Source organism: Pantoea sp. BL1, assembly GCF_000963985.1.
Classification (GTDB): Bacteria; Pseudomonadota; Gammaproteobacteria; order Enterobacterales; family Enterobacteriaceae; genus Pantoea; species Pantoea rwandensis_B.
Map to the genome: position 1 here is coordinate 310,767 of NZ_JZRH01000003.1, position 22,072 is coordinate 332,838.

The 22,072-nt window shown below is 55.8% G+C and carries 22 protein-coding genes and 1 riboswitch; of the genes, 11 read left to right on the plus strand and 11 right to left on the minus strand.

All coding sequences use genetic code 11. From position 1 onward, the window contains the following. Nucleotides 1-11: 11 nt before the first annotated feature. The 5 genes from VH86_RS02845 to VH86_RS02865 all read left to right on the plus strand — a co-directional run bounded on the left by VH86_RS02845 (nt 12) and on the right by VH86_RS02865 (nt 3,894). A complete protein-coding gene (locus VH86_RS02845) occupies nt 12-482 on the plus strand; it encodes a PTS sugar transporter subunit IIA (protein ID WP_034828413.1) in 471 nt (156 codons plus the stop codon). Between the two features lie 24 nt (nt 483-506). Beyond that, nucleotides 507-821, plus strand: a complete 315-nt coding sequence (locus VH86_RS02850) for a PTS fructose transporter subunit IIB (protein ID WP_034828411.1) — start codon at nt 507-509, stop codon at nt 819-821. Between the two features lie 11 nt (nt 822-832). Then, nucleotides 833-1,924: a PTS fructose transporter subunit IIC gene (locus tag VH86_RS02855; protein ID WP_034828408.1), complete on the plus strand. Its 1,092-nt coding sequence runs from the start codon at nt 833-835 to the stop codon at nt 1,922-1,924. 9 nt (nt 1,925-1,933) lie between these two features. Then, entirely contained in the window at nt 1,934-2,785 is an 852-nt protein-coding gene (locus VH86_RS02860) for a class II fructose-bisphosphate aldolase (RefSeq protein ID WP_045831818.1), read from the plus strand. 245 nt (nt 2,786-3,030) lie between these two features. Further along, nucleotides 3,031-3,894 (plus strand): ketose-bisphosphate aldolase, encoded by an 864-nt coding sequence (locus VH86_RS02865; RefSeq protein WP_045814797.1) that lies wholly within the window; start codon nt 3,031-3,033, stop codon nt 3,892-3,894. Nucleotides 3,895-3,990: 96 nt separating this feature from the next. Here VH86_RS02865 and VH86_RS02870 read toward each other — a convergent pair whose 3' ends face one another. Continuing rightward, a complete protein-coding gene (locus tag VH86_RS02870; RefSeq protein ID WP_045831819.1) occupies nt 3,991-4,755 on the minus strand; it encodes a transporter substrate-binding domain-containing protein in 765 nt (254 codons plus the stop codon). Between the two features lie 163 nt (nt 4,756-4,918). Between VH86_RS02870 and VH86_RS02875 the strand changes: the two genes are divergently transcribed. Together VH86_RS02875 and VH86_RS02880 are read left to right on the plus strand one after the other, a co-directional pair. Continuing rightward, complete coding sequence (locus VH86_RS02875; RefSeq protein WP_038644688.1) at nt 4,919-5,500, plus strand: NAD(P)H-dependent oxidoreductase; 582 nt, start codon at nt 4,919-4,921, stop codon at nt 5,498-5,500. 31 nt (nt 5,501-5,531) lie between these two features. Continuing rightward, a complete protein-coding gene (locus VH86_RS02880) occupies nt 5,532-5,840 on the plus strand; it encodes a putative quinol monooxygenase (protein WP_038644686.1) in 309 nt (102 codons plus the stop codon). Nucleotides 5,841-5,872: 32 nt separating this feature from the next. On the opposite strand, the gene VH86_RS02885 is transcribed toward VH86_RS02880, so the two are convergent. The 6 genes from VH86_RS02885 to nudF form a co-directional block, all read right to left on the minus strand. Next, nucleotides 5,873-6,772, minus strand: coding sequence for a LysR substrate-binding domain-containing protein (locus tag VH86_RS02885; protein ID WP_045831820.1), 900 nt, complete (start codon nt 6,770-6,772; stop codon nt 5,873-5,875). Nucleotides 6,773-6,839: 67 nt separating this feature from the next. Then, on the minus strand, nt 6,840-8,735 hold the full coding sequence (gene parE / locus VH86_RS02890; protein WP_045814801.1) for a DNA topoisomerase IV subunit B: 1,896 nt from the start codon (nt 8,733-8,735) through the stop codon (nt 6,840-6,842). A 47-nt stretch (nt 8,736-8,782) separates the two neighbouring features. Beyond that, complete coding sequence (gene yqiA / locus VH86_RS02895) at nt 8,783-9,364, minus strand: esterase YqiA (RefSeq protein ID WP_045831821.1); 582 nt, start codon at nt 9,362-9,364, stop codon at nt 8,783-8,785. Between the two features lie 3 nt (nt 9,365-9,367). Next, nucleotides 9,368-10,195: a 3',5'-cyclic-AMP phosphodiesterase gene (cpdA, locus tag VH86_RS02900; protein ID WP_038644678.1), complete on the minus strand. Its 828-nt coding sequence runs from the start codon at nt 10,193-10,195 to the stop codon at nt 9,368-9,370. Between the two features lie 37 nt (nt 10,196-10,232). Continuing rightward, complete coding sequence (locus tag VH86_RS02905; RefSeq protein ID WP_034828381.1) at nt 10,233-10,658, minus strand: DUF1249 family protein; 426 nt, start codon at nt 10,656-10,658, stop codon at nt 10,233-10,235. Continuing rightward, nucleotides 10,655-11,290: an ADP-ribose diphosphatase gene (nudF, locus tag VH86_RS02910; protein WP_034828380.1), complete on the minus strand. Its 636-nt coding sequence runs from the start codon at nt 11,288-11,290 to the stop codon at nt 10,655-10,657. The genes VH86_RS02905 and nudF overlap by 4 nt, the downstream gene beginning before the upstream one ends. Nucleotides 11,291-11,502: 212 nt before the next feature. On the opposite strand from nudF, the gene tolC reads away from it, so the two are divergent. The 3 genes from tolC to VH86_RS02925 all read left to right on the plus strand — a co-directional run bounded on the left by tolC (nt 11,503) and on the right by VH86_RS02925 (nt 14,978). Further along, nucleotides 11,503-12,975: an outer membrane channel protein TolC gene (gene tolC / locus VH86_RS02915; protein WP_038644675.1), complete on the plus strand. Its 1,473-nt coding sequence runs from the start codon at nt 11,503-11,505 to the stop codon at nt 12,973-12,975. 141 nt (nt 12,976-13,116) lie between these two features. Next, complete coding sequence (locus tag VH86_RS02920) at nt 13,117-13,806, plus strand: DUF1190 family protein (RefSeq protein WP_038644673.1); 690 nt, start codon at nt 13,117-13,119, stop codon at nt 13,804-13,806. A gap of 8 nt (nt 13,807-13,814) precedes the next feature. Further along, on the plus strand, nt 13,815-14,978 hold the full coding sequence (locus tag VH86_RS02925) for a glutathionylspermidine synthase family protein (RefSeq protein ID WP_045831822.1): 1,164 nt from the start codon (nt 13,815-13,817) through the stop codon (nt 14,976-14,978). A gap of 37 nt (nt 14,979-15,015) precedes the next feature. Here the strand turns inward: VH86_RS02925 and ygiD are convergent, their stop codons facing one another. Continuing rightward, nucleotides 15,016-15,801: a 4,5-DOPA dioxygenase extradiol gene (gene ygiD / locus VH86_RS02930; protein ID WP_045814805.1), complete on the minus strand. Its 786-nt coding sequence runs from the start codon at nt 15,799-15,801 to the stop codon at nt 15,016-15,018. A 219-nt stretch (nt 15,802-16,020) separates the two neighbouring features. Continuing rightward, nucleotides 16,021-16,677 (minus strand): 3,4-dihydroxy-2-butanone-4-phosphate synthase, encoded by a 657-nt coding sequence (gene ribB, locus VH86_RS02935; protein WP_034828370.1) that lies wholly within the window; start codon nt 16,675-16,677, stop codon nt 16,021-16,023. Nucleotides 16,678-16,788: 111 nt separating this feature from the next. Then, nucleotides 16,789-16,938, minus strand: a riboswitch (FMN riboswitch). Nucleotides 16,939-17,109: 171 nt separating this feature from the next. Here ribB and VH86_RS02940 point away from each other — a divergent pair. Next, nucleotides 17,110-17,415, plus strand: a complete 306-nt coding sequence (locus tag VH86_RS02940) for an accessory factor UbiK family protein (protein WP_045831823.1) — start codon at nt 17,110-17,112, stop codon at nt 17,413-17,415. A 239-nt stretch (nt 17,416-17,654) separates the two neighbouring features. On the opposite strand, the gene hldE is transcribed toward VH86_RS02940, so the two are convergent. Then, nucleotides 17,655-19,079, minus strand: coding sequence for a bifunctional D-glycero-beta-D-manno-heptose-7-phosphate kinase/D-glycero-beta-D-manno-heptose 1-phosphate adenylyltransferase HldE (gene hldE, locus VH86_RS02945; RefSeq protein ID WP_045831824.1), 1,425 nt, complete (start codon nt 19,077-19,079; stop codon nt 17,655-17,657). Nucleotides 19,080-19,208: 129 nt separating this feature from the next. After that, entirely contained in the window at nt 19,209-22,067 is a 2,859-nt protein-coding gene (glnE, locus tag VH86_RS02950) for a bifunctional [glutamate--ammonia ligase]-adenylyl-L-tyrosine phosphorylase/[glutamate--ammonia-ligase] adenylyltransferase (RefSeq protein WP_045831825.1), read from the minus strand. Nucleotides 22,068-22,072: the final 5 nt, after the last annotated feature.

Sequence of the window (22,072 nt, forward strand, 5' to 3'; positions counted from 1 at the left end):
AGGTAAAACCCATGGACATTTCCCGCATTCTGACGCCACGCCGCGTTAACCTGGCGCTCACCGCCACCACCAAAGAAGAAGTGATCAACGAACTGACCGATCTGCTGTATCAGGACGGCGCCATCACCGATCGCGCAGCCTTTATTGAAGATGTCTGGCTGCGTGAAGCTGAAGGCTCAACCGGGTTCGAAAACCACGTTGCCATTCCGCACGGCAAGTCTTCCGCCGTCCAACACACCACATTAGCCATTGGTCGTACCCAGCAGGATATCCCCTGGGAGACGCTCGATGGCAGCCAGGTGCGCTGCATCATCCTGTTCGCGGTGCGACTGGAAGATCAGAACACCACCCATATTCGCCTGTTGTCGCAGGTGGCCAGCGCGCTGGCCGATGATGAGGTGATTGCCCAACTGCTGGTGGAAAACGACCCCAGCAATATCATCCGGCTGTTTAGCCAGTACGCCGAAACCGACCTCTGTTAATCCCCTAACTCTTTGAGGTGACACATGAATATCGTCTGTGTAGCGGCCTGCACGGCAGGCATCGCGCATACCTATATTGCGCGTGAAAAACTGATCAAAGGCGCTCATGCACTGGGCCACACCATCCACGTTGAAACCCAGGGCACCATTGGCACTGAAACCGCGCTGACGCGTGAAGACATCGCCGCCGCTGACGTAGTGATCCTCGCCATTGATGTGAAGATCAACGGCGAAGAACGTTTCCAGGGCAAACCCATTGTGCGAGTGAAAACCGAAGTGGTGATCAAGTCACCGGTGAAATTCCTCGAAAAAGTGGCGGATTCACTGGCGCGTGCCTGAGGAGATCCATCATGAACGACAACAAACGTCAGTACGGACAAGAGATCAAAGGTCATCTGCTCACCGGGATCTCCTGGATGATCCCGCTGATCGTCGCCGCCGGGATCTGTATCGCACTCGGTCAGGTGATTGGCGGGCCGGATGTCGGCAAGCAAACCGGCACTATCGCCTGGATGCTGAATCAGATCGGCGGCTGGGGCATGGGGTTGATCGTGCCGCTGATCAGCGCGGCGATTGCCTACTCGATCGCCGATCGTCCCGGCTTTGCGCCAGGTTTGATCGTCGGCTTTATCTGCGGGCAGATCGGCACCGGTTTTATCGGCGGTATGCTCGGCGGCTTCCTGGTGGGTTACACGGTATTGCTGTTGCGCCGCACCATTAAGCTGCCGCAGTCGATGCAGGGGTTGATGCCGATTATGGTGCTACCGGTGTTGAGCACCATCATCGCCGGGCTGTTGATGATGACCTTTATTGGCCAGCCGATTGTCTGGCTGCAAAAGGCGCTGATTCATCTGCTGGAATCGATGCAGGGCGGATCGAAGTTTGTGCTGGGTGCGGTGCTGGGCGCGATGGCGACTTTTGACTTCGGCGGCCCCATCAACAAGACCATGTCGCTGTTCGCCGACGGCATGCTGGTCGACGGAATTTATGGCCCGGAAGCAGTGAAGTTTGTCGGCTCAATGATTCCACCGTTTGGCATCACGCTGTCGTATCTGCTGACGCGCCATAAGTACACCAAAGCGGAGAAAGAGGCGCTGAAAGCCGCCTTCCCGATGGGTATCTGCATGATTACCGAAGGGGTGATTCCGATTGCGGCGCGTGACCTGCTGCGTGTGGTCGGCAGCTGCGTGGTGGCCTCTGCCATCGCCGGTGGGCTGATTATGGTGTGGGGCGTAGAAGCACCGGTGCCGCACGGCGGGATGTTTGTGGTGCCGCTGTTCACCAAACCACTGATGTTCTGTCTGGCGCTGGGAATCGGCACCGTGGTGTGCGGCGTGATGCTGTCGCTGATGAAAAAACCGGTGACGCAGGCAGATGAAGAGTTCGATGACGTGGAAGCCCCTGGCGTCCGCGACGAAGAGATCAAATTCACACTGGAATAAGGAGCCACCATGTTTGCCATGATGAATGACCTGATTCAGGCCGCCGCTAAGCAGCAGTATGCCGTGCTAGCGATCAACTGCTTCAACCTTGAAACCGCGCGGGCGGCGATTCAGGCCGCCGAGCAACAGCGCGCACCGCTGATATTAAATGTCTATCAGGGCCACAGCACGCACTTCCCACCTGCCGTCGCGGTGCCGCTGGTGCAGGCACTGGCGAATGCTGCCACGGTACCCGTTGCGCTGGCGCTGGACCACGGCAAGGCCTTTCCGCTGATTGGCCAGGCATTTCGCGCCGGCTTTACCGGCCTGATGATCGATGCCTCTGCCGATCCGCTAGCCGAAAATATTCGCCAGACCGCAGCGGTAGTGAAGATGGCGCACACCGCTGGCGTTTGCGTCGAAGGCGAGTTGGGGCATATCGCCGATGCACCCACTTATGAGCTGGCGGATGCGTCGGTGAAAATGACGCAGGTTGCTGACGTGCTGCCGTTTATTGAGCAAACCGATATCGATTTGCTGGCGATTTCGGTGGGCACCGCGCACGGGCTCTACCCGGCTGGCGTGAAGCCGAAGATCGACTTCCAGCGTTTGCAGGAGCTGCATGCAGTCTCAACACGCCCATTAGCACTGCATGGCGGTTCGGGCACACCCGCCGAGGATATTCGCCGCGTCAGTCAGCATGGTGTGGCGAAGATTAACGTCGGCGCCGCAGTGTTTGATGCCGGTAAAAACGCGGTTGAGCAGGCGCTGAAACAGCATCCGCACGCGGATCTGGCCGATCTGCTCGGGCTGATGGAATCCGCCTGCCGTGAAGTGGTGATTGAGTATCTGAGCTGGTCGGGATCGGCTGGCAAAGCGTAGGGCGCGGACGCCATAAATGGCACCCCTACGGGGCCCCGTAGGGTACGCGTGGAAAAGAACACTCGTGATTTGACGCATTAACACGCACCTGAAAAGCCGCTTCGATCATCGCGATGTAAAGCAGCGGCAAGATACAGCGCGATAAGTCGCGCAGCAACAGGATGCAGAAGCATTTCCCTTTTTATCCATCATCGGGTCGGCGCACGCGTCGGCTCTGGTAAAACTCACGTTGAGGAAATATTAACATGTTGATTTCTATGAAAGAGATGTTGGCACCGACTCGTGAACACCGCTTCGCCATCGGCGCATTTAACGTAGCAGACAGCTGCTTTATTCGTGCTGTAGTGGAGGAAGCCGAGGCCACCAATACTCCGGCGATCATCTCGATTCACCCGAGTGAGTTGGAGTTCGTGACCGATGAATTCTTTGGCTATGTGCGTGAACGTACGCTGAAAAGCAAAGTGCCCTTCACCATTCACCTTGACCACGGCGCATCGATTGCGCAGGTGCTGCGCGCCATCCAGTGTGGATTCACGTCGGTGATGATCGATGGATCGCTGCTGCCGTACGAAGAGAACGTAGCGCTAACCAAAGAGGTGGTAAAGCTGGCGCATTCGGTAGGCGTGTCGGTGGAAGGTGAACTCGGCACCATTGGCGATACCGGCACCACCGTGGAAGGCGGCGTCAGCAAAGTGATCTATACCGAACCGGCGCAGGCAGAAGATTTTATCCAGCGCACCGGCGTCGATACCCTGGCGGTAGCGATTGGCACCGCGCACGGTATCTATCCAAAAGATATGAAGCCGGAACTGCAGATGCATATTCTGAGAGATATTGCTCAGCGCACCGATATTCCGCTGGTGCTGCACGGGGGTTCTGCTAACCCGGATGCGGAGATTGCTGAAGCGGTGACCCTCGGCGTGGGCAAAATCAATATTTCCAGCGATATGAAGTACGCCTACTTCGCCAAACTGCGCGAAATTCTGGCGCGTGAAACCTGGTGGGATCCCAACGTGATTTATCCGGAAGCCATTACTGCCGCCAAAGCAGTGATTCGCTACAAGATGAATCTGTTTGGTGGATTGGGTAAAGCGAGTTTGTATCGCTGAGGGCAGCAAGGGGGCAACCGCGCCCCTTTAACCTGACGTAATCCATCGCGCCGCTATCGCCATGAAGGGTAGCGGCGCGCTTCCGTCTGGAAGATATTACTTAATCACACCCAGCCACTGCGAGGCGATTTGCGCATATTCGCCGGTGGCGGTGCTGAGATGCAGCCACTGATCGACATACAGTTTCCAGCTCATATCATCACGCGGAATCATGTAGGCTTTTTCACCATACTGCATCGGCTTATCCGGATTAATGGCGCACAGCGTCGGGTAGTGCTTCATCTGGAACAATGCTTCGGACGCATCGGTGATCATCACATCGGCTTTCTTATCCACCAGCTGCTGGAAAATACCGACGTTATCGGCCAGTTGCAGTGTCGACTGCGGCAAGTGGCTGTGCACAAAGGCCTCATTGGTACCACCAGCCGGTTCAATCACCCGCACGCTCGGCTTGTTGATCTGCGCGACGGTTTGGTATTTGTCTTTATCATCACAGCGCACCAGCGGGATCTTGCCATCCACACCCAGCGGCTCGGCAAACCAGGCAATCTGCTGACGTTTTAAGGTCACGGACACGCCACCCAGCGCGATATCACACTGCTTCGCCACGAAATCGTCACTCATGGTTTTCCAGGTCGTTGGCACCCACTGCACTTTGGCGCCCAGACTGGCCGCCAGTGACTGCGCCATGCTGATATCCAGCCCTTCATACTGCCCATCGCTGCGCAGATAGCTGTAAGGCTTGTAGTCGCCCGTGGTACAGACTTTCAGGGTTTTACTGCTACGAATTTCGTCGAGGTGGGATTGCGCCGACGCAGCGCCACTCACCAGAAGTAATGCACTCAGTATCGCGGTTTTCATGATTTCTTCTTTTTTATGTTGATGTCGGTTTGCGCGCGGATTGTTGCATAGCCCTGCGCATTGTTGCTTTATTAGCAAAAGTCTTGTGATCAATCACGCATTTTTTTGTTCCGCCTGCGCGCGTAGAGTGTGCGCCATCAACGGGAAACAGAGCGAATCATCCATGAGCAATATTTTAATCATCGACGGCGGAAAAACCTTTGCCCACTCGAAAGGCGAACTGAACCACACCCTCACTGAGGTGGCGGCCAGCCAACTGCGCGATTTGGGCCATAACGTGGTGGTCACTCTTGCCGACAGCGACTACAACGTGGCAGAAGAAGTGCAGAAATATCTCGACAGCGATGTGGTGATCTATCAGATGCCTGGCTGGTGGATGGGCGAGCCGTGGACGGTGAAAAAATACATTGATGACGTGTTCACTGAAGGTCATGGCTCACTGTATGCCAGCGATGGCCGTACGCGCAGCGACGCGGGCAAAAAGTACGGTTCTGGCGGTTTGATTCAGGGCAAAAAATACATGCTGTCGCTGACGTGGAATGCGCCGCTGGAGGCGTTTACCGATCCTGAGCAGTTCTTTGAAGGCGTAGGCGTGGACGGTCTCTATCTGCACTTCCACAAAGCCAACCAGTTCCTCGGTATGGAAGGTTTACCGACCTTTATCTGTAACGATGTGATCAAGATGCCGGACGTGCCGCGCGATATCGAACGTTATCGGACTCATCTCAGCCAGATCTTTGCTTAACTGTAAGCACACCGGGAAAAGAGGAAGCGCTATGTTAACCGTCGTTGCAGAAATTTGCGTCAAGCCAGGCCGCCGTCATGTGGTGCTGGAAGCCATCAAGACACTGATCCCTACCGTGCTGGAAGAGGAGGGTTGCCATCAGTACGACGCGCTGGTTGACCATCAGGCGCAGGTGCCGTGGAAGCAGAATTCACCGGATTCGATCTTTATGCTGGAGCAGTGGGAATCACTGCGCCATCTTGAGCAGCATCAGCAGATGCCGCACATGGACGCGCATCGCGCCACGATCAAAGATGATGTGGTGGACGTGAAAATCCTGGTGTTAGAGCCAGCGCGTTAATCGCCCAAGCCTCTGCCTGTGCAGGGGCTTTTTTATAGCAAGCTATCTTGCTCTATCTTTTCGCGCAGAAAATCGAGAAAACAGGTAATGCGCGAGGTAAGAGACTGGTTGCGGTAATACACGGCGTGAACCGGCAGACGCCATTCGCGCGTTTCCTGCTCCAGCACCTGCACTAAATCGCCCCGCTCGCGGTCTTTGCGGCTGACAAAATCAGACAAGCGTGCAATACCCTGCCCTGCCAGCGCCAGTTGACGTAAGGTTTCTCCGCTGGAGGCCGATAGGGTCGGCTTAATTTGTAAGAACTCACCTTCACGCTGCCACACTGGCCAAACGTTATGCGCATCCAGCTGGCTGAATCCCAAAAGCTGATGGGCTGACAACGCCTCAACCGTTTCAGGCTCGCCATGCTGTTTCAGATAAGCCGGGCTCGCCACTAAGCGCGTAGCACTGCTCCCCAGCACGCGGGCACGCAGCGTGGAATCACGCAACTCCCCGACGCGAATCGCAATATCGGTCTGCTGCTCCAGCAAATCGATCATGATGTCGTCGGTGTTCAACTCCAGCTGTATCAGCGGGTAGCGCTGTCGAAATTCCGCCACCAGCGGCACAATCACATGCAGCATAAAGGGGGCGTTGGCATTGATGCGCAATCTGCCGGAGGGAATATCGCGGCGCTGGGCAATCTGCTCTTCCGCCAATTCTACCGACGAGAGGATCTGGCGCGCATGATCGAGGAAGATTAACCCTTCCTCAGTCAGGGCGAGACGCCGCGTGGTGCGGTGCATCAGGGTGGTTTGTAATTTGCTTTCCAGCCGACTCAGCGCCCGGCTGATACCAGAACTGGTTTGATCGAGTTGCTCGGCCGCCGCCGTGATTGAGCCAGTATCCACCACCGCCACCCAGGCGCGCAGTTCTTCCAGTGTGATTTTCACGTTCCTTTCCCCGTAAAAAAATTTGGCTTGGCCTAAATAATCTGGGACGCCGTAGCGTCCCAGGTCATCAAGCTTCCAGGTCGGCGAGGTCGCCTTTTTCCTGTAGCCAGTTACGGCGGTCTTCAGAACGTTTTTTCGCGAGCAGCATGTCCATCACGCGCAGCGTCTGCTCAACATCATCATCGCTGACCGTCAGCTGCACCAGACGACGGGTGTTAGGGTCGAGCGTGGTTTCACGCAGCTGCAGCGGGTTCATCTCACCCAGACCTTTGAAGCGCTGCACGTTCGGTTTGCCTTTCTTACGCTTCAGCTGCTCCAGCACGCCCTCTTTCTCGTCTTCATCTAACGCGTAAAAGACTTCTTTGCCGAGATCGATGCGATACAGTGGTGGCATGGCGACATAAACATGGCCATGTTGCACCAGCGAGCGGAAGTGCTTCACAAACAGCGCACACAACAAGGTGGCGATGTGTAAGCCATCGGAGTCCGCATCCGCAAGGATACAGATCTTGCCGTAACGCAGCTGGCTCAGATCTTCACTGTCGGGATCGATACCGATCGCCACCGAGATGTCGTGCACTTCCTGCGATGCCAGCACTTCGTCTGACGACACTTCCCAGGTATTGAGGATCTTACCCTTCAGCGGCATGATCGCCTGATAGTCACGATCGCGCGCCTGCTTGGCCGATCCACCTGCGGAGTCCCCTTCCACCAGGAACAGTTCGGTGCGATTCAGATCCTGTGCACTACAGTCTGCCAGTTTGCCCGGCAGTGCCGGTCCGCTGGTGAGCTTTTTACGCACCACTTTCTTGGCCGCGCGCATACGGCGCTGAGCACTGGAGATTGCCAGTTCGGCCAGCATTTCGGCGGCTTGCACGTTCTGGTTCAGCCACAAGCTGAAGGCATCTTTCACGATAGCCGAGACAAATGCCGCGCACTGACGCGAAGAGAGACGCTCTTTGGTTTGACCGGCGAACTGCGGATCCTGCATTTTGACCGACAGCACGTAGGCGCAGCGATCCCAGATATCTTCCGCAGACAGTTTTACACCGCGTGGCAGGATATTACGGAACTCGCAGAACTCACGCATCGCATCCAGCAAGCCCTGGCGCAGACCGTTGACGTGTGTCCCGCCTTGCATGGTGGGGATCAGGTTGACGTAGCTTTCCATCAACAGCTCGCCACCCTCAGGCAGCCACAGCAGCGCCCAATCCACCGCTTCAACATCACCCGCAAAGCTGCCGACAAAGGGTTTTTCCGGCAAGGTGGGGAGGCCGTTGACTGCTTCAGCTAAGTAATCAGAGAGGCCGCCATGATAGAGCCAGGTCTGCTCGGTATCATTGACCTTGTCTTTGAACACGATCTCCACGCCCGGACACAGCACCGCTTTGGCTTTCAACACATGCGTCAGGCGCGACACCGAGAAGCGTGGGCTATCGAAGAAACTCTCATCCGGCCAGAAATGCACGCGCGTGCCAGTGTTACGTTTGCCGACCGTGCCGGTCACCGTCAGATCCTGCACTTTATCGCCATTTTCGAAGGCAATATCGTATACCTCGCCATTACGGCGCACGGTGACTTCAACACGTTTTGACAGGGCGTTGACCACCGAAATCCCCACGCCATGCAGGCCGCCGGAGAACTGGTAGTTTTTGTTGGAGAATTTACCGCCTGCATGCAGACGGCAAAGAATCAGCTCAACCGCTGGTACACCCTCTTCCGGGTGAATATCCACCGGCATACCGCGACCGTCATCGATAACTTCCAGTGACTGATCGGCATGCAGGATCACTTCCACGCGTTTGGCGTGACCAGCCAGCGCCTCATCGACACTGTTATCGATCACTTCCTGGCCCAGATGGTTTGGGCGCGTGGTATCGGTGTACATCCCCGGACGACGACGCACCGGTTCAAGGCCGGTTAAGACCTCAATGGCATCGGCATTATAACTTGATTGGCTCATCGTAACTGTCTGATTAGCAATAGGAATAGGGGTCCATCTCGCAGCAATCAGGGAGCATTTAATCCCAGAAAATCAATGATCTGCGCAAAATGGCGTTCGAATCCGATATAAGCATGATTGCCACCCTCTTCGACCGTTTGGCGGCATGCGCTGTAGTATTCCAGCGCCTGGCGGTAATCGAGCACTTCATCGCCGGTCTGTTGCAGCAGCCAGAGTAAATCGGGCGCTTCGAGAGGGTCAATCTGCATGACTTTCAGATCGTAAATGTGGCGTGACTCTAACACATATTGCTGGCCGGTGTAGGGATTACGGTTCTCGCCGAGATAATCGACCAGCAGCTCAAACGGCCTCACCGCTGGATTGACCACCACCGCAGGCAGCATAAAGCATTGCGACAGCCAGGTAGCGAAGTAGCCCCCGAGCGACGATCCCACCAGGCCAAGTGGCTCACCGGCGTACTGCATCACCAGCTCTTCCAGCATGCTGGCGGCTTCGGCGGGAAATGTGGGCAGCTGCGGCACCAACACGTTGATGTGCGGATGCTGTTGCGCTACCCACTGCTGCAGTTGTGTGGCTTTGGCCGATTGCGGAGAGCTGTTGAATCCGTGCAGATAGATCAGCGCCGCCATCGCTTAGTAGCCCTCGGAATCTAAATCGGGGCGGAACAGATCGCTTTGCAAACGATTCACTTCAGTTTCCAGTACGCCGTCGGCCTTCAGGGTTAACCAGCGCCAACCCGGTGCCACATCATCGATGGCGAAGTTGGTGCAATGCGGTTTGAACTGCACGCAGGTCGAAGGAGAAGCCAGCACGCGACGACCATGCCAGTCGAGATCTAATTCCTGATGAATGTGGCCACACACCAGATTACGCGCACGCGGGAAGTGTTGCAGCACCGCTTCTAATTGATGGGGATTACGCAGGCTATGCTGATCCAGCCAGGTACAGCCGGAAGCGAGCGGATGATGGTGCAGCAGCACTAGCGTATGGCGCTCAGGATGCTGGCGCAGCGCCTTGTCGAGCCACTCGAGTTGGTATTCGCTCAACATGCCATGCGGCACACCAAAGACCTGGCTATCCAGCAGCACCAACTGCCAGTGTTCGCCCAGCAGCACATGTTTATCGGAAGCGATTCCGGCATCGGCAAGTGTATTGACCATCGCGGGCTGAAAATCGTGATTCCCCGGCAGCCAGACACACGGCTTTGGCAGGCGTGAAATGCCCGCTACAAAGTGTTGATAAGCTTCGACGGTGTGATCCTGGGCGAGATCGCCGGTGGCGATAATCAAATCATAATCGCGCTGTTGTGCCATGATGGCGTCCAGCACCGCATCAAAACTCGACCAGGTATTTACCCCAAGCAGCGATTGATGTTTTCCTGCAAAAAGATGGGTGTCCGTGATTTGTAAAATCCTGATATCGGCCCCATTTGCCGCAGGAAGAGTAAGCAGGCTATCCAAAGCGTTTCCTTTCTCTCCACGCCATAGTTGTATGCTATCAGCAGACCGGCACTGCTACAGCACCGTGCGCCAGACAGTAGCGCAACCAATCTGCAAGAAACTGGTTAATCTGATGTTTTTCATCGCGCTGATGCAGTTTTTTATTAGGGTAATCATAGCGCGCTTTGAAACGATAGATCTGCTGAGTGGAACACACTTCAGCGACCATCGCATCATGGTACAGCCGAACGGACATGGATGGCAGGCTCCAGTAACTCACTGCCGGGGCCACCTGGCGAATCTCCACCAGCGTGGTATAACGCGTCGACTCTTGAATAGTCAGCTGATAACGGGCGCCGCTCACCTGATAGATCACCGACGCGCCTGCCTCGTCATCACGCGGCAGCAGGCGACGCAGTTGGGCGAAATTGGTTTCGCACAATCGCATCATTTCGGGAAAGTCAGGGGTATAGCGCTGTTTCATTTTAGCTTCCACTCTTGTCGTAGTTTTTCATGGTGCAACGCCAGCCATTGCAGGGCGATGACAGATGCCGCGTTATCAATAATCCCCTCTTCCACCCAGCGATAAGCCTGTTCGCGGCTCACCACATGGACAAGAATATCCTCATTCTCTTCCTCCAGCCCGTGATTTCCCTCTGCCAGGCTGGCATCCACTTCGCCCACCAGCACCGACAAACGTTCAGACGTTCCGCCTGGGCTGGCTAAGTAATTCACTATCGGTTTCACACGCCCGACCTTGAGGCCTGCTTCTTCTACTGCTTCACGTCGCGCCACATCTTCCGGCGTTTCACCGGGTTCAATGATACCGGCCACCATTTCCAGCAGCCAGGGCGTTGGGCTGGAATCATAAGCCGGGATGCGAATCTGTTCGATTAGCACCACTTCGTCGCGTAAGGGATCATAGGGTAGCAGCACGGCGGCGTGTCCGCGCTCAAAAACTTCGCGTACTACCTCACCGCTCATCTCGCCATTAAAGCGGCGATGGCGGAAACGGTAGCGGACAATGGAAAAAAAACCATCGTAGCGTGTATCGCGTGCAATAATTTCTACATCGTTTTTTGTGAAAGTCACAGGGGATTTTTTTTCACCCGCCATCATCTGGTTCCTTATGCAGATTGGGATGGAGCGAAGAAAAGCCAACCCTTGTGCTCCGTCCGAGTGGTTCTTTCTGAATTATTTACGTAAATTAGGGGAAGAAGGCACGTTCAGCCAACTTATCTCTGACGCCGCCTCTGTAGAATCGGCGATTATTTTTTGGCTTACCTGCAGCACTACCAGTGCAATTTGCTGCAACAAAAGGAATGCAAATGAAAAAACTGCTCCCACTTTTTATTGGGTTGAGCCTGGGCGGATTTAGCCTTGCCAGCCAGGCAGAGAACCTGTTGCAGGTTTACCAGCAGGCGCGCCTTAGCAACCCGGATCTGCGTGCTTCTGCCGCTGACCGTGATGCAGCCTTTGAGAAAATTAACGAAGCGCGTAGCCCTTTATTACCACAGCTCGGTCTGGGCGCAGATTATACCTATAATAATGGTTACCGTGACAGCAGCGGTCTTCATTCCAACACGACCAGCGCCTCTCTGCAATTAACACAAACCATTTTCGATATGTCGAAATGGCGTGCGCTGTCGCTGCAGGAAAAAACCGCCGGGATTCAGGATGTCACCTATCAGGTCGCACAACAGGATCTGATTCTGAACACCGCAACCGCGTATTTCAACGTGTTGAAGGCGATTGATACCCTTTCTTACACGGAAGCGCAGAAACAGTCGATTTACCGCGAATTGGATCAAACCACCCAACGCTTCAACGTGGGTCTGGTGGCGATCACTGACGTGCAGAACGCCCGTGCGCAGTACGACAGCGTGCTGGCCAACGAAGTGACCGCGCGTAACAACCTCGATAATGCGGTGGAATCGCTGCGTCAGATCACCGGTATGGATTATCTGGCACTGGCTTCACTGAATATCGATCGTTTCAAAACCGCACGCCCGGATGCCGTTGCTTCCTTGCTGAAGCAGGCTGAAAGCCGCAACCTCAGCCTGTTATCTGCACGTTTGAGCCAGGACCTGGCGCGCGAGCAAATTCGCTCTGCTGAGTCGGGTCATATGCCAACGCTGGATCTGACGGCCTCTACCGGTGTGTCTAACAGCAAATATGGCGGCAGCCGTGCTAACCAGAGCGCTGGCACCACTGACTCCATCACGGGTTCCAACCAGGTTGGCCTGAGCTTCTCCCTGCCGCTGTACAGCGGTGGTTCGGTGACCTCGCAGGTGAAACAGGCGCAGTACAACTTTGTTGCCGCCAGCGAACAGCTGGAAGGCGCACATCGTAGTGCAATCCAGACCGTGCGTTCTTCGTTCAACAACGTTAACGCGTCTATCAGCAGCATCGATGCTTACAAACAGGCCGTTGTGTCTGCTCAGAGCTCATTGGATGCGATGGAAGCCGGTTATCAGGTGGGTACCCGTACCATCGTTGATGTGCTGGATGCGACCACGACCCTGTTCAACTCTAAGCAGCAGCTTTCTGATGCGCGTTACAGCTACCTGATTAACCAGCTGAACATCAAATATGCGCTGGGTACCTTGAATGAGCAGGACCTGCAGCAGCTGAACAGCACACTGGGCAAGGAAATCACCACCGCTCCAGAAGTGGTGGCACCGGAAAACAGCCAGCAGGCTTCACGTGTCGATAATGGTCCGAAAACTTCGGCACCTTCAGCCGCCGCGAAAGCGCGACCGGCTGCCGCACACAGCAGCGGAAATCCTTTCGGTAATTAATCCCTTAAGGGGCCGCTTGCGGCCCCTTTCGCATTCAAACGTATAACAACGTAAAGATCCCCCAGCCATCCGGCTTCTCGCTTCATTTTCCACCACTCATCACCTATCCTAAGCCCCACCTTTGGGCACAGGATGAAAATAATGAAACGGACTAAACATATTCGTCATGCCGCTTTTCGTAAAAGCTGGCAGGCACGCCATTTAACGCCAGTTGCACTCGCGGTGACCGCAGTGTTTATGCTGGCTGGCTGCGAACAGAGCGATGAGACAGTATCGCTGTACCAAAACGCGGATGATTGTGCGAAAGCTAACCCTAGCCAGAGCGCACAATGTACCACTGCATATAACAATGCGAAGAAAGAAGCCGAACGCACCGCACCGAAATACGCCACGCGCGAAGATTGCGTCGCAGAGTTCGGTGAGAATCAGTGCCAGCAAACACCTGCTCAGGCCGGTGTCGGCACCACTAACAATGCCGAAGCGCAGCAGAGCGGTAGCTTCTGGATGCCGTTGATGGCCGGTTACATGATGGGTCGCATGATGGGCGGCGGCGCGGGCTTTGCGCAGCAACCGTTGTTCTCACCGAAAACCCCGAACAGCCCGGCTAACGGTCAGTTTGTCGATGCTTCAGGCAAAAACTATGGTGCCGCGACCTCAGGCCGCAGCATGAACGTACCGAAAACCGCCATGGCACCTAAGCCAGCGACCACCTCCACCATCACGCGTGGTGGCTTCGGTGAGAGCGTTGCGAAACAAAACACCATGCAGCGCAGCAATGCCACCAGCACCAATCGCAGCAGCACTGGCAGCAGCCGCTCGATGGGAGGCTAAGCCGCAGTATGCAACGTATTGCTATCAGCGAACGTCCGGACTGGCGCGAAAAAGCCAACGAATATGGCTTCCAGTTTCACACCATGTACGGTGAACCTTACTGGTGTGAAGACGCTTATTACCAGTTCACCCTCGCACAGGTTGAGCAATTAGAAGATACCACCGCTGAACTGCATCAGATGTGTCTGCAGGCGGTGGAAAAAGTGGTGAACAGTGATGAACTGCTCACCCGCTTCTGCATCCCCAAACACACCTGGGACTTCGTACGAGACTCGTGGAAACTGCACCAGCCGTCGCTCTATTCCCGTCTGGATTTAGCCTGGGACGGTAAAGGCGATGCCAAGCTGCTAGAGAATAACGCCGACACGCCGACCTCTCTGTATGAAGCGGCCTTTTTCCAGTGGATCTGGCTGGAAGATCAAGTCAATGCGGGCAACCTGCCACAAGGCAGTGACCAGTTTAATAGCCTGCAGGAAAAGCTGATTGAGCGCTTTGCCGCGTTGCATCAGGAGCACGGTTTTAACTGGCTGCACTTTGCCTGCTGCCGTGACACCGAAGAAGATCGTGCCACAGTGCAGTATATGCAGGATTGCGCCACCGAAGCCGGCCTGCCGAATGAATTCCTGTATATCGATGATATTGGGTTGGGTGAAAGAGGCCAGTTTACCGATCAGCATGACCAGGTGATCAGCAACCTGTTTAAGCTTTATCCGTGGGAATTTATGCTGCGTGAAGTGTTCTCCACCAAGCTAGCAGATGCCGGTGTGCGTTGGTTAGAACCGGCGTGGAAAAGCATTATCTCGAATAAAGCGCTGCTGCCGCTGCTGTGGGAGATGTTCCCTGACCATCCCAACCTGCTGCCCGCCTACTTTGCCGACGACAAAAATGCCCCGCAGATGGACAAGTACGTGGTGAAACCGCTGTTTTCACGTGAAGGTGCCAATATTCGCATCATCGAAAATGGTCAGGAGATCGCCCGTGCTGAAGGTCCGTACGGCGAAGAGGGAATGATCATCCAGCAATTCCATCCGTTGCCGAAGTTCGGCGACAGCTACACCTTGATCGGCAGCTGGCTGATTGACGATCAACCCGCTGGTATCGGCATTCGTGAAGATCGCGCGCTGATCACTCAGGATCTGTCACGCTTCTACCCGCATACCTTTATCGAATAAATGCTGTGCCGCCCGTCAGACGCGGGCGGCCAGTTCATTAACTTACCTGCACCGAAAGCATACTGATTGCGCCCATCTCCATCCCTTCCACCGGAATGCTGATCGACTCCTCAGCTGCACGCGCACCGAGGATATACAGCAACGGCAGATAGTGTTCTGGCGTTGGGTTGGACATCTCTGCACCTTCGTGCTGCAGATAATTCACCAACGGATGATCTGCTGCTTCACCGGCAAAGCTCAAATTCTCACGCACAAATTCATTGAAGCTTTCTGCCCATGGATAGCTTGTGGCGGCACCCTGCCAGCGCAGCATCCGCAAGTTATGCACCACGTTACCGCTGGCGACGATCATCACGCCTTCGTCACGCAGTGACGCCAGTTTGCGACCTAATTCGAAGTGCCATTGCGCCGATTGCGTCCCATCGATACTTAACTGCACCACCGGGATATCGGCTTGCGGATACATTTTTGCCAGCACGCCCCATGAGCCGTGATCAAATCCCCACTCCTGGTCGGCATGGACGTCAATCGGTGCCAGCAGATCGATCACTTGCTGTGCCAGTTCTGGCGAGCCCGGAGCCGGATAACGCACATCAAACAGCGCCTGCGGGAAGCCACCAAAATCATGGATGGTGCGGGGATTATGCATGGCCGTCACCGCCGTACCGCGTGTGTACCAGTGTGCCGACACTGCGAGAATGGCGCGCGGACGTGGCAATGTTGCCCCCAGATGCTGCCATGCGCGGGTATAGGTATTGTCTTCCAGTACGTTCATCGGACTGCCGTGACCTAAAAACAGGGCGGGCATACGGTTGTGGCTCATGATGGTTCCTCTGACGAAAGTGTCGCTTTATTAGCCGCTACGATACGCGCTTTCGTGCCGGGATTAACGCTGATAACTGTGATGATCTCTATCAGGGAATTTGAATAAGAATTTGTGCGGTGAATGGGCGGTGAAAATGGGGTTTAAAACGTACTTTAGCGCTATAAAAAATCCGCAGCCTGGAGAAGCCGCGGATTTTTTGATGACGATAACTGAGGCTTAGCTTGCCTGGCGCGTTTCACGCTCGCGGCGATAAGCCACCAGATCTTCAATCGTCACGACCGGCATATCGTGTTGTTTGGCAAACACAATCGCTTCTGGCGCATGCGCCATGCTGCCGTCGTCATTGGTCAATTCACACAGCACACCGGCGGGTTTGAAACCTGCTAACGTCACCAAATCGATGGTGGCTTCAGTGTGACCACCACGCGTCAGCACACCACCTTCGCGCGCGCGCAGCGGGAAGACATGGCCTGGACGGTTGAGATCGCTCGGCTTAGCGCCATCTGCCACAGCGGCACGAATCGTGGTGACGCGGTCAGCGGCAGAAACACCGGTGGTGACACCTTCCGCGGCTTCAATGGTGACGGTAAAGCCAGTGCCATAAGAGCTGGTGTTGGTTTCTACCATCATCGGCAGATCCAACTGCTGGCGGCGCTCTTCAGTGATGCACAGGCAGACAATGCCGCTGCCGTGGCGAATAGTCAGTGCCATTTGCTCTACGGTCATGGTTTCGGCGGCAAAGATCATGTCACCTTCGTTTTCACGATTTTCATCGTCGAGCACCATCACACCGCGACCGTTACGCAGCGCATCGATGGCGCGTTCTACACGCTGTTCCGGCGTGCCAAATTCAGAAAGAAGCGTCTGATTCATGGTAAAAAACCTTATAAAAAATATATGAGTTACCAGAACCAGGGCGTGCTTAGGAGTGCGCAAATAATACACATGGCAAAAACGTGACGCGGGCGTAAGCCCGGCTGATGTCGTTACCCTCTCCCATCCGGACTCTAACCGTCGGCCCCGGAATTACACCGGATCTGCTGACCTTTCACTTTGCAGCGAAAGCGCTCGCGGGCTTTCAGCCGAAGCTGATTTACCGCCGGTGGGGAATTTCGCCCCGCCCTGAGAATAAGCGAGGTCACTATAACGCCAATCATCTGGACGGGCAATCGACAAAAGCGCAAATGCTTTTGCATTTACTGCGATGCGGAATTCAGGTTTAACCTTTTCGTTTCAGGCATTACACTTAACCTTTGTTGAGTCGGAACACGTGCTGTTATCAGCCACCGCAACCAGGAAATCATCATGATCGACACGAAAAAAATTGAACAACTGGCTCGCCAGGTCCATGAAGCCATGCCAAAAGGGATTCGCGACTTTGGCGACGATGTCGAAAAGAAAATTCGTCAGGTATTGCAGGCGCAGTTAACCCGCATAGATTTAGTTAATCGTGAAGAGTTTGATGTGCAGACGCAGGTACTGCTGCGCACGCGTGAGAAGCTGGCCGCACTGGAACAGCGCCTGGCAAAACTGGAAAGTGAGAGCCCAGCCGCACCGGCACCCGCGGTAGTGACACCGGATCCGGCGGGTAAAATCGACACTCCGCAGTAAACCACTGACTCGCCGGCGTATATCGCTTGCAAGCACCCGTTGAGCATACATTGCTCGCAGACAATAACAGGCGGCCTTTTGGCCGCCTGTTGAGTTAGTATCCACTTGCCCTACGCTCGCCGTGAGTGGCTGCGAATCGTCTGAACTCTCAGAGTTTGCCGTTAGTGGCTGCGAATCATTGGAAATCCCAGTGCTCGCTTGTAGTGACGGCGAATCATCTGGGATCTCAGTGCTCGCCGTTAGTGGCTGCGAATCGTCTTGATGATGTTGGTGGTGGAGATACCGTCTTCGAAATTCAGCACCCGCACGTCGCCGCCGTTGGCCCAAACCTCTTTACTGCCCGCAATATCTTCCGGCTTGTAATCGCCGCCCTTCACCAGCAGATCCGGTAACACACCCGCAATCAAACGCTGTGGCGTGTCTTCTTCAAACAGCACCACCCAATCCACCGCTTCCAGCGCACCAAGCACGATCATACGGTTTTCCTGCGGGTTAACCGGACGGGTTTCGCCTTTCAGACGTTTGGTGGAAGCATCACTGTTTACCGCAACAATCAGACGGTCGCCCAGCTTACGTGCGTTGGCAAGATAGGAAACATGGCCCGCGTGCAGGATGTCGAACACGCCGTTGGTCATCACCACTTTCTCACCGCGCTGACGCGCCAGCGCCACCGCTGCTTTAAGCTCGGCTTCGGTCATCACACCAAACCCGCTGTCGGGGCGAGCATGAATGGCGTTTTCCAGCTCAACGGTGCTCACGGTTGATGTTCCGAGTTTGCCCACGACCACGCCCGCTGCCGCATTGGCGAGGAAACAGGCTTCTTCCAGGCTGTCTCCGGCCGCCAGCACGGCGGCCAGCACGCCAATAACGGTGTCACCTGCACCGGTGACGTCAAACACTTCCTGCGCCTGCGTCGGCAGATGCAGCGGCGCTTTGCCCGGTTGCAGTAACGTCATGCCGTTTTCAGAGCGGGTGACCAGCAGCGCGGAGAGCTCATAATCGGCGATGAGCTGCATGCCGCGGCTCACAATCTCTTCCACGGTTTTGCATTTACCCACCACGGCTTCGAACTCAGACAGGTTAGGCGTCAGCAAAGTCGCACCGCGGTAGCGCTCAAAATCCGTGCCTTTCGGGTCGATCAACACCGGCACGTTGGCTTCACGCGCCAGCTGAATCATGGTTTGCACGCTGCTCAACGCGCCTTTGGCGTAATCTGACAGCACCAGTGCACCGGCCTGCGCCAGCGATTGACGCATACGATCGTGGATAGGCTGTGGATCAACCTGCTCGAAACCCTCTTCGAAATCGAGGCGGATCAGCTGCTGGTTGCGCGAAAGCACACGCAGTTTGGTGATGGTGGGATGGCTTTTCACCGCGACAAAATCACAATCGACGTTGACCTTTTCCAGCGTCTCGCTCAGCACACGTGCCGCATCGTCTTCACCCGTCAGGCCAATCAAACGCGAGCCCGCACCCAGTGCAGCAATGTTCATCGCCACGTTGGCCGCGCCGCCAGGACGCTCTTCGATGGTATCGACTTTCACCACCGGTACCGGGGCTTCAGGCGAGATACGGCTGGTTGGGCCATACCAGTAGCGATCTAACATGACATCGCCAACAACCAGCACAGCGGCTTTGCCAAAAGCGGGCAGCGTTACTTTCATTCCAAAGACTCCAGACTACGGTCAAAATTATGCGCGGATAATAACATACCCCGATGATACTTCGAGCCACAGGTGCGTGGGCTGCGCGCCTTCCTGTATGCCGGGTCACTAAGGGGACGAAGCGTTATTTTACGCTTCCGCGCTATCAGATTCGGTGGCAGCTAGCCAGCGTTGCCAGCTGCGATGCACGGCAGCCCGCTCAATAGCAAAAGATTCCGGCGCGACGTGCCCCGGCAGCTCCTGCAATGCGAGATGATGCAATGCATCACGCAGCGTGACATATGCGTGAGTCAGCGCCTGCGCTTCCTCTGCATCCATGATCTCCTGACGCGCCATCAATTCAAAAATTCGCACATTGTCCGACCAACGCGTCAACGCAGGCTGCTCTGCCGCGTAGCCTAAGACAAGATATTGCGCGATGAATTCAATATCGGTGATGCCGCCTTCATCGGTTTTGATCTCCCAGCGTCCTTTGTGTTTGTTGCTCAGATGGGCACGCATTTTCTCGCGCATCTCTCGCACTTCTTTTTGCAGTGCAGGACGCTCACGCGGCAGGCAAAGAATGCCGCGACGGATCTCATTGAAACGATCGCAGAGCGACGTCTCACCAAACACAATACGCGCGCGCACCAGCGCCTGATGTTCCCAGGTCCAGGCTTCATTACGCTGATAATCATCGAAGGCGGCAAAGGTACTCACCAGCATGCCCGCCGCGCCAGACGGACGCAGGCGCGCATCGACTTCATACAAGATGCCAGAGGAGGTGCGCGTGCTAAACAGATGCATCACGCGCTGCGCCAGCCGCAGATAGAATTGGCGACCATCAATCACGCGTTCGCCATCAGTTTCCGCATCGTCCGGGCAGTCATGCAGGAACACCAAATCCAGATCCGAGCTGTAACCCAACTCCCAGCCGCCCAGTTTGCCGTAGCCGACCACGGCAAAACCACGCTCGCTGTCACTGGTGAGGTGCGAAGGACGACCATAGCGCTGCACCATCATTTGCCACGCTTGCTGCACCACCGATTCGATAATGGCTTCTGCCAGCCAGGTTAAGTGATCGCTCACTTTCATCACCGGCAGCGTTTCAGCGATATCGGCCGCGGCAATGCGCAGATGCTGCGCCTGCTTGAACTGCCGCAGCGCTTCCAGCTGCTGTTCCTCATCATCGGTGGGAATGCGCAGCAGATACTGACGCAGTTCATCACGATACGCATCGGTGGCCGTGGGTTGATACAGCGTGGCGGGATCGAGCAGTTCGTCCAGCAACAGCGGATAACGTGCCAGCTGGCTGGCGACCATCGGCGAGGCGGCACACAGGCGGATCAGATGGCGAAGTGCCCCGTGATATTCTGTCAGCAGCTCCAGATAGGTGCTACGCGTCAATACACCGAGCAGCAGCGGTGTCAAACGGCCCAGCACCACATCAGCATCTTCACGTGGACAGACTTCGCTCAGCAGGCGCGGCATCAGTTGATCAAGCGCCAGACGCCCACGCGGGCCGATGGTACGGCGGCTGACATCCTGGCGGAAACTGTTCAGCGATTCGAAGAGCGCATGACGTTGCGCTTCGTTCAGCTGTGGCACAACAGGAATGAGATCGCTCTCCTCCAGCGTGTCCTGCCACAGACCAGCAAATTCTGCCAGCTGCGGTTGATCGTCCACGTCTGGCGCATCATCACCAATGAGTTCATCAAAGATGCTGCGCACCCCCGCCATCTGCTGTTCAAGTTGCACCATCAGCGCATCCCAATCCGCCGCGCCCATCGCCCAGGCTAAACGCTGACGATCAAGCGGGTTTTCCGGCAGGGTTTGCGTCTGCTCATCATTGATGCTTTGCAGCAGATTTTCCAGACGACGCAGGAACAGATAGGCCGCACGCAAATGTTCCACCTGCGCCGGACTCAGCAAGGCCAGTTCACCAATCGCCTGCAGCGTTGGCAACAGGGAACGGAGCTGAAGTGAGCGCTCACGTCCACCACGAATGAGCTGGAACACCTGCACGATAAATTCGGTTTCGCGAATGCCGCCCGCGCCGAGTTTGATGTTGTCTTTCAGGCCACGACGCCGCACTTCACGGGCAATCATGCCTTTCATGTTGCGCAGCGACTGAATCACACTGAAATCGATGTAACGGCGATAGACGAACGGACGCAGCATCTGCTGCAACTCCTGGCTCCAGCGGCCTTGATCGTCGCCCATCAGGCGCGCTTTAACCATCGCATAGCGCTCCCAGTCACGCCCCTGCTCCTGGTAGTAATCTTCCAGCGCAGCAAAACTCAGCACCAGCGGGCCACTGTCACCAAACGGGCGCAGGCGCATATCCACGCGATAGACGAAACCATCCACGGTCGGCTGATCCAGCACTTTGATCAGGCGCTGGCCCATGCGGGTAAAGAATTGGGCGTTATCGAGTTCACGACGGCCACCTTGCGTCACGCCGTTTTCCGGCCAGGCAAAGATCAGGTCGATATCGGAAGAGAAGTTGAGTTCGCCGCCGCCCAGCTTGCCCATGCCGAGGATAAGCATGGGCTGCGCTTCACCGGCTTCATTGCTCGGCGTGCCGAAATCGCGGCTGCAATCCTGCCACACCCAATCACGAGCGGCAGCGATGAGAATCTCCGCCAGCGTGCTGAGTTGCGTCAGGCTCTGTTCGGTGCTGGCGTGTTGTAGCGCCTGCATCCACGCCATACGCACCAGCATATGGCGGCGGAACAGACGCAGTTCGCGCATCAGGGAAGTTTCATTTTCCACGCCCGCCAGCGCCTGATTCAGCCAGGTGCTGTAGTGCTGCCACTCACCTGGTGCAGGCGGTTGCTGCTGGAGTTGTTGCCACCACTCCGGATGCTGCTGCAGGTTATCAACGATAAAGTCACTAAAGGTCAGCGCGCCCGCCTGCTCTGCCGTAAAGGCGGAAGGCGGCATATTCAGGCGCTCGGCCACGATAGCTAACTGCGCCTGCATCAGCGCCGGTAACGGTAACAACATCTTCC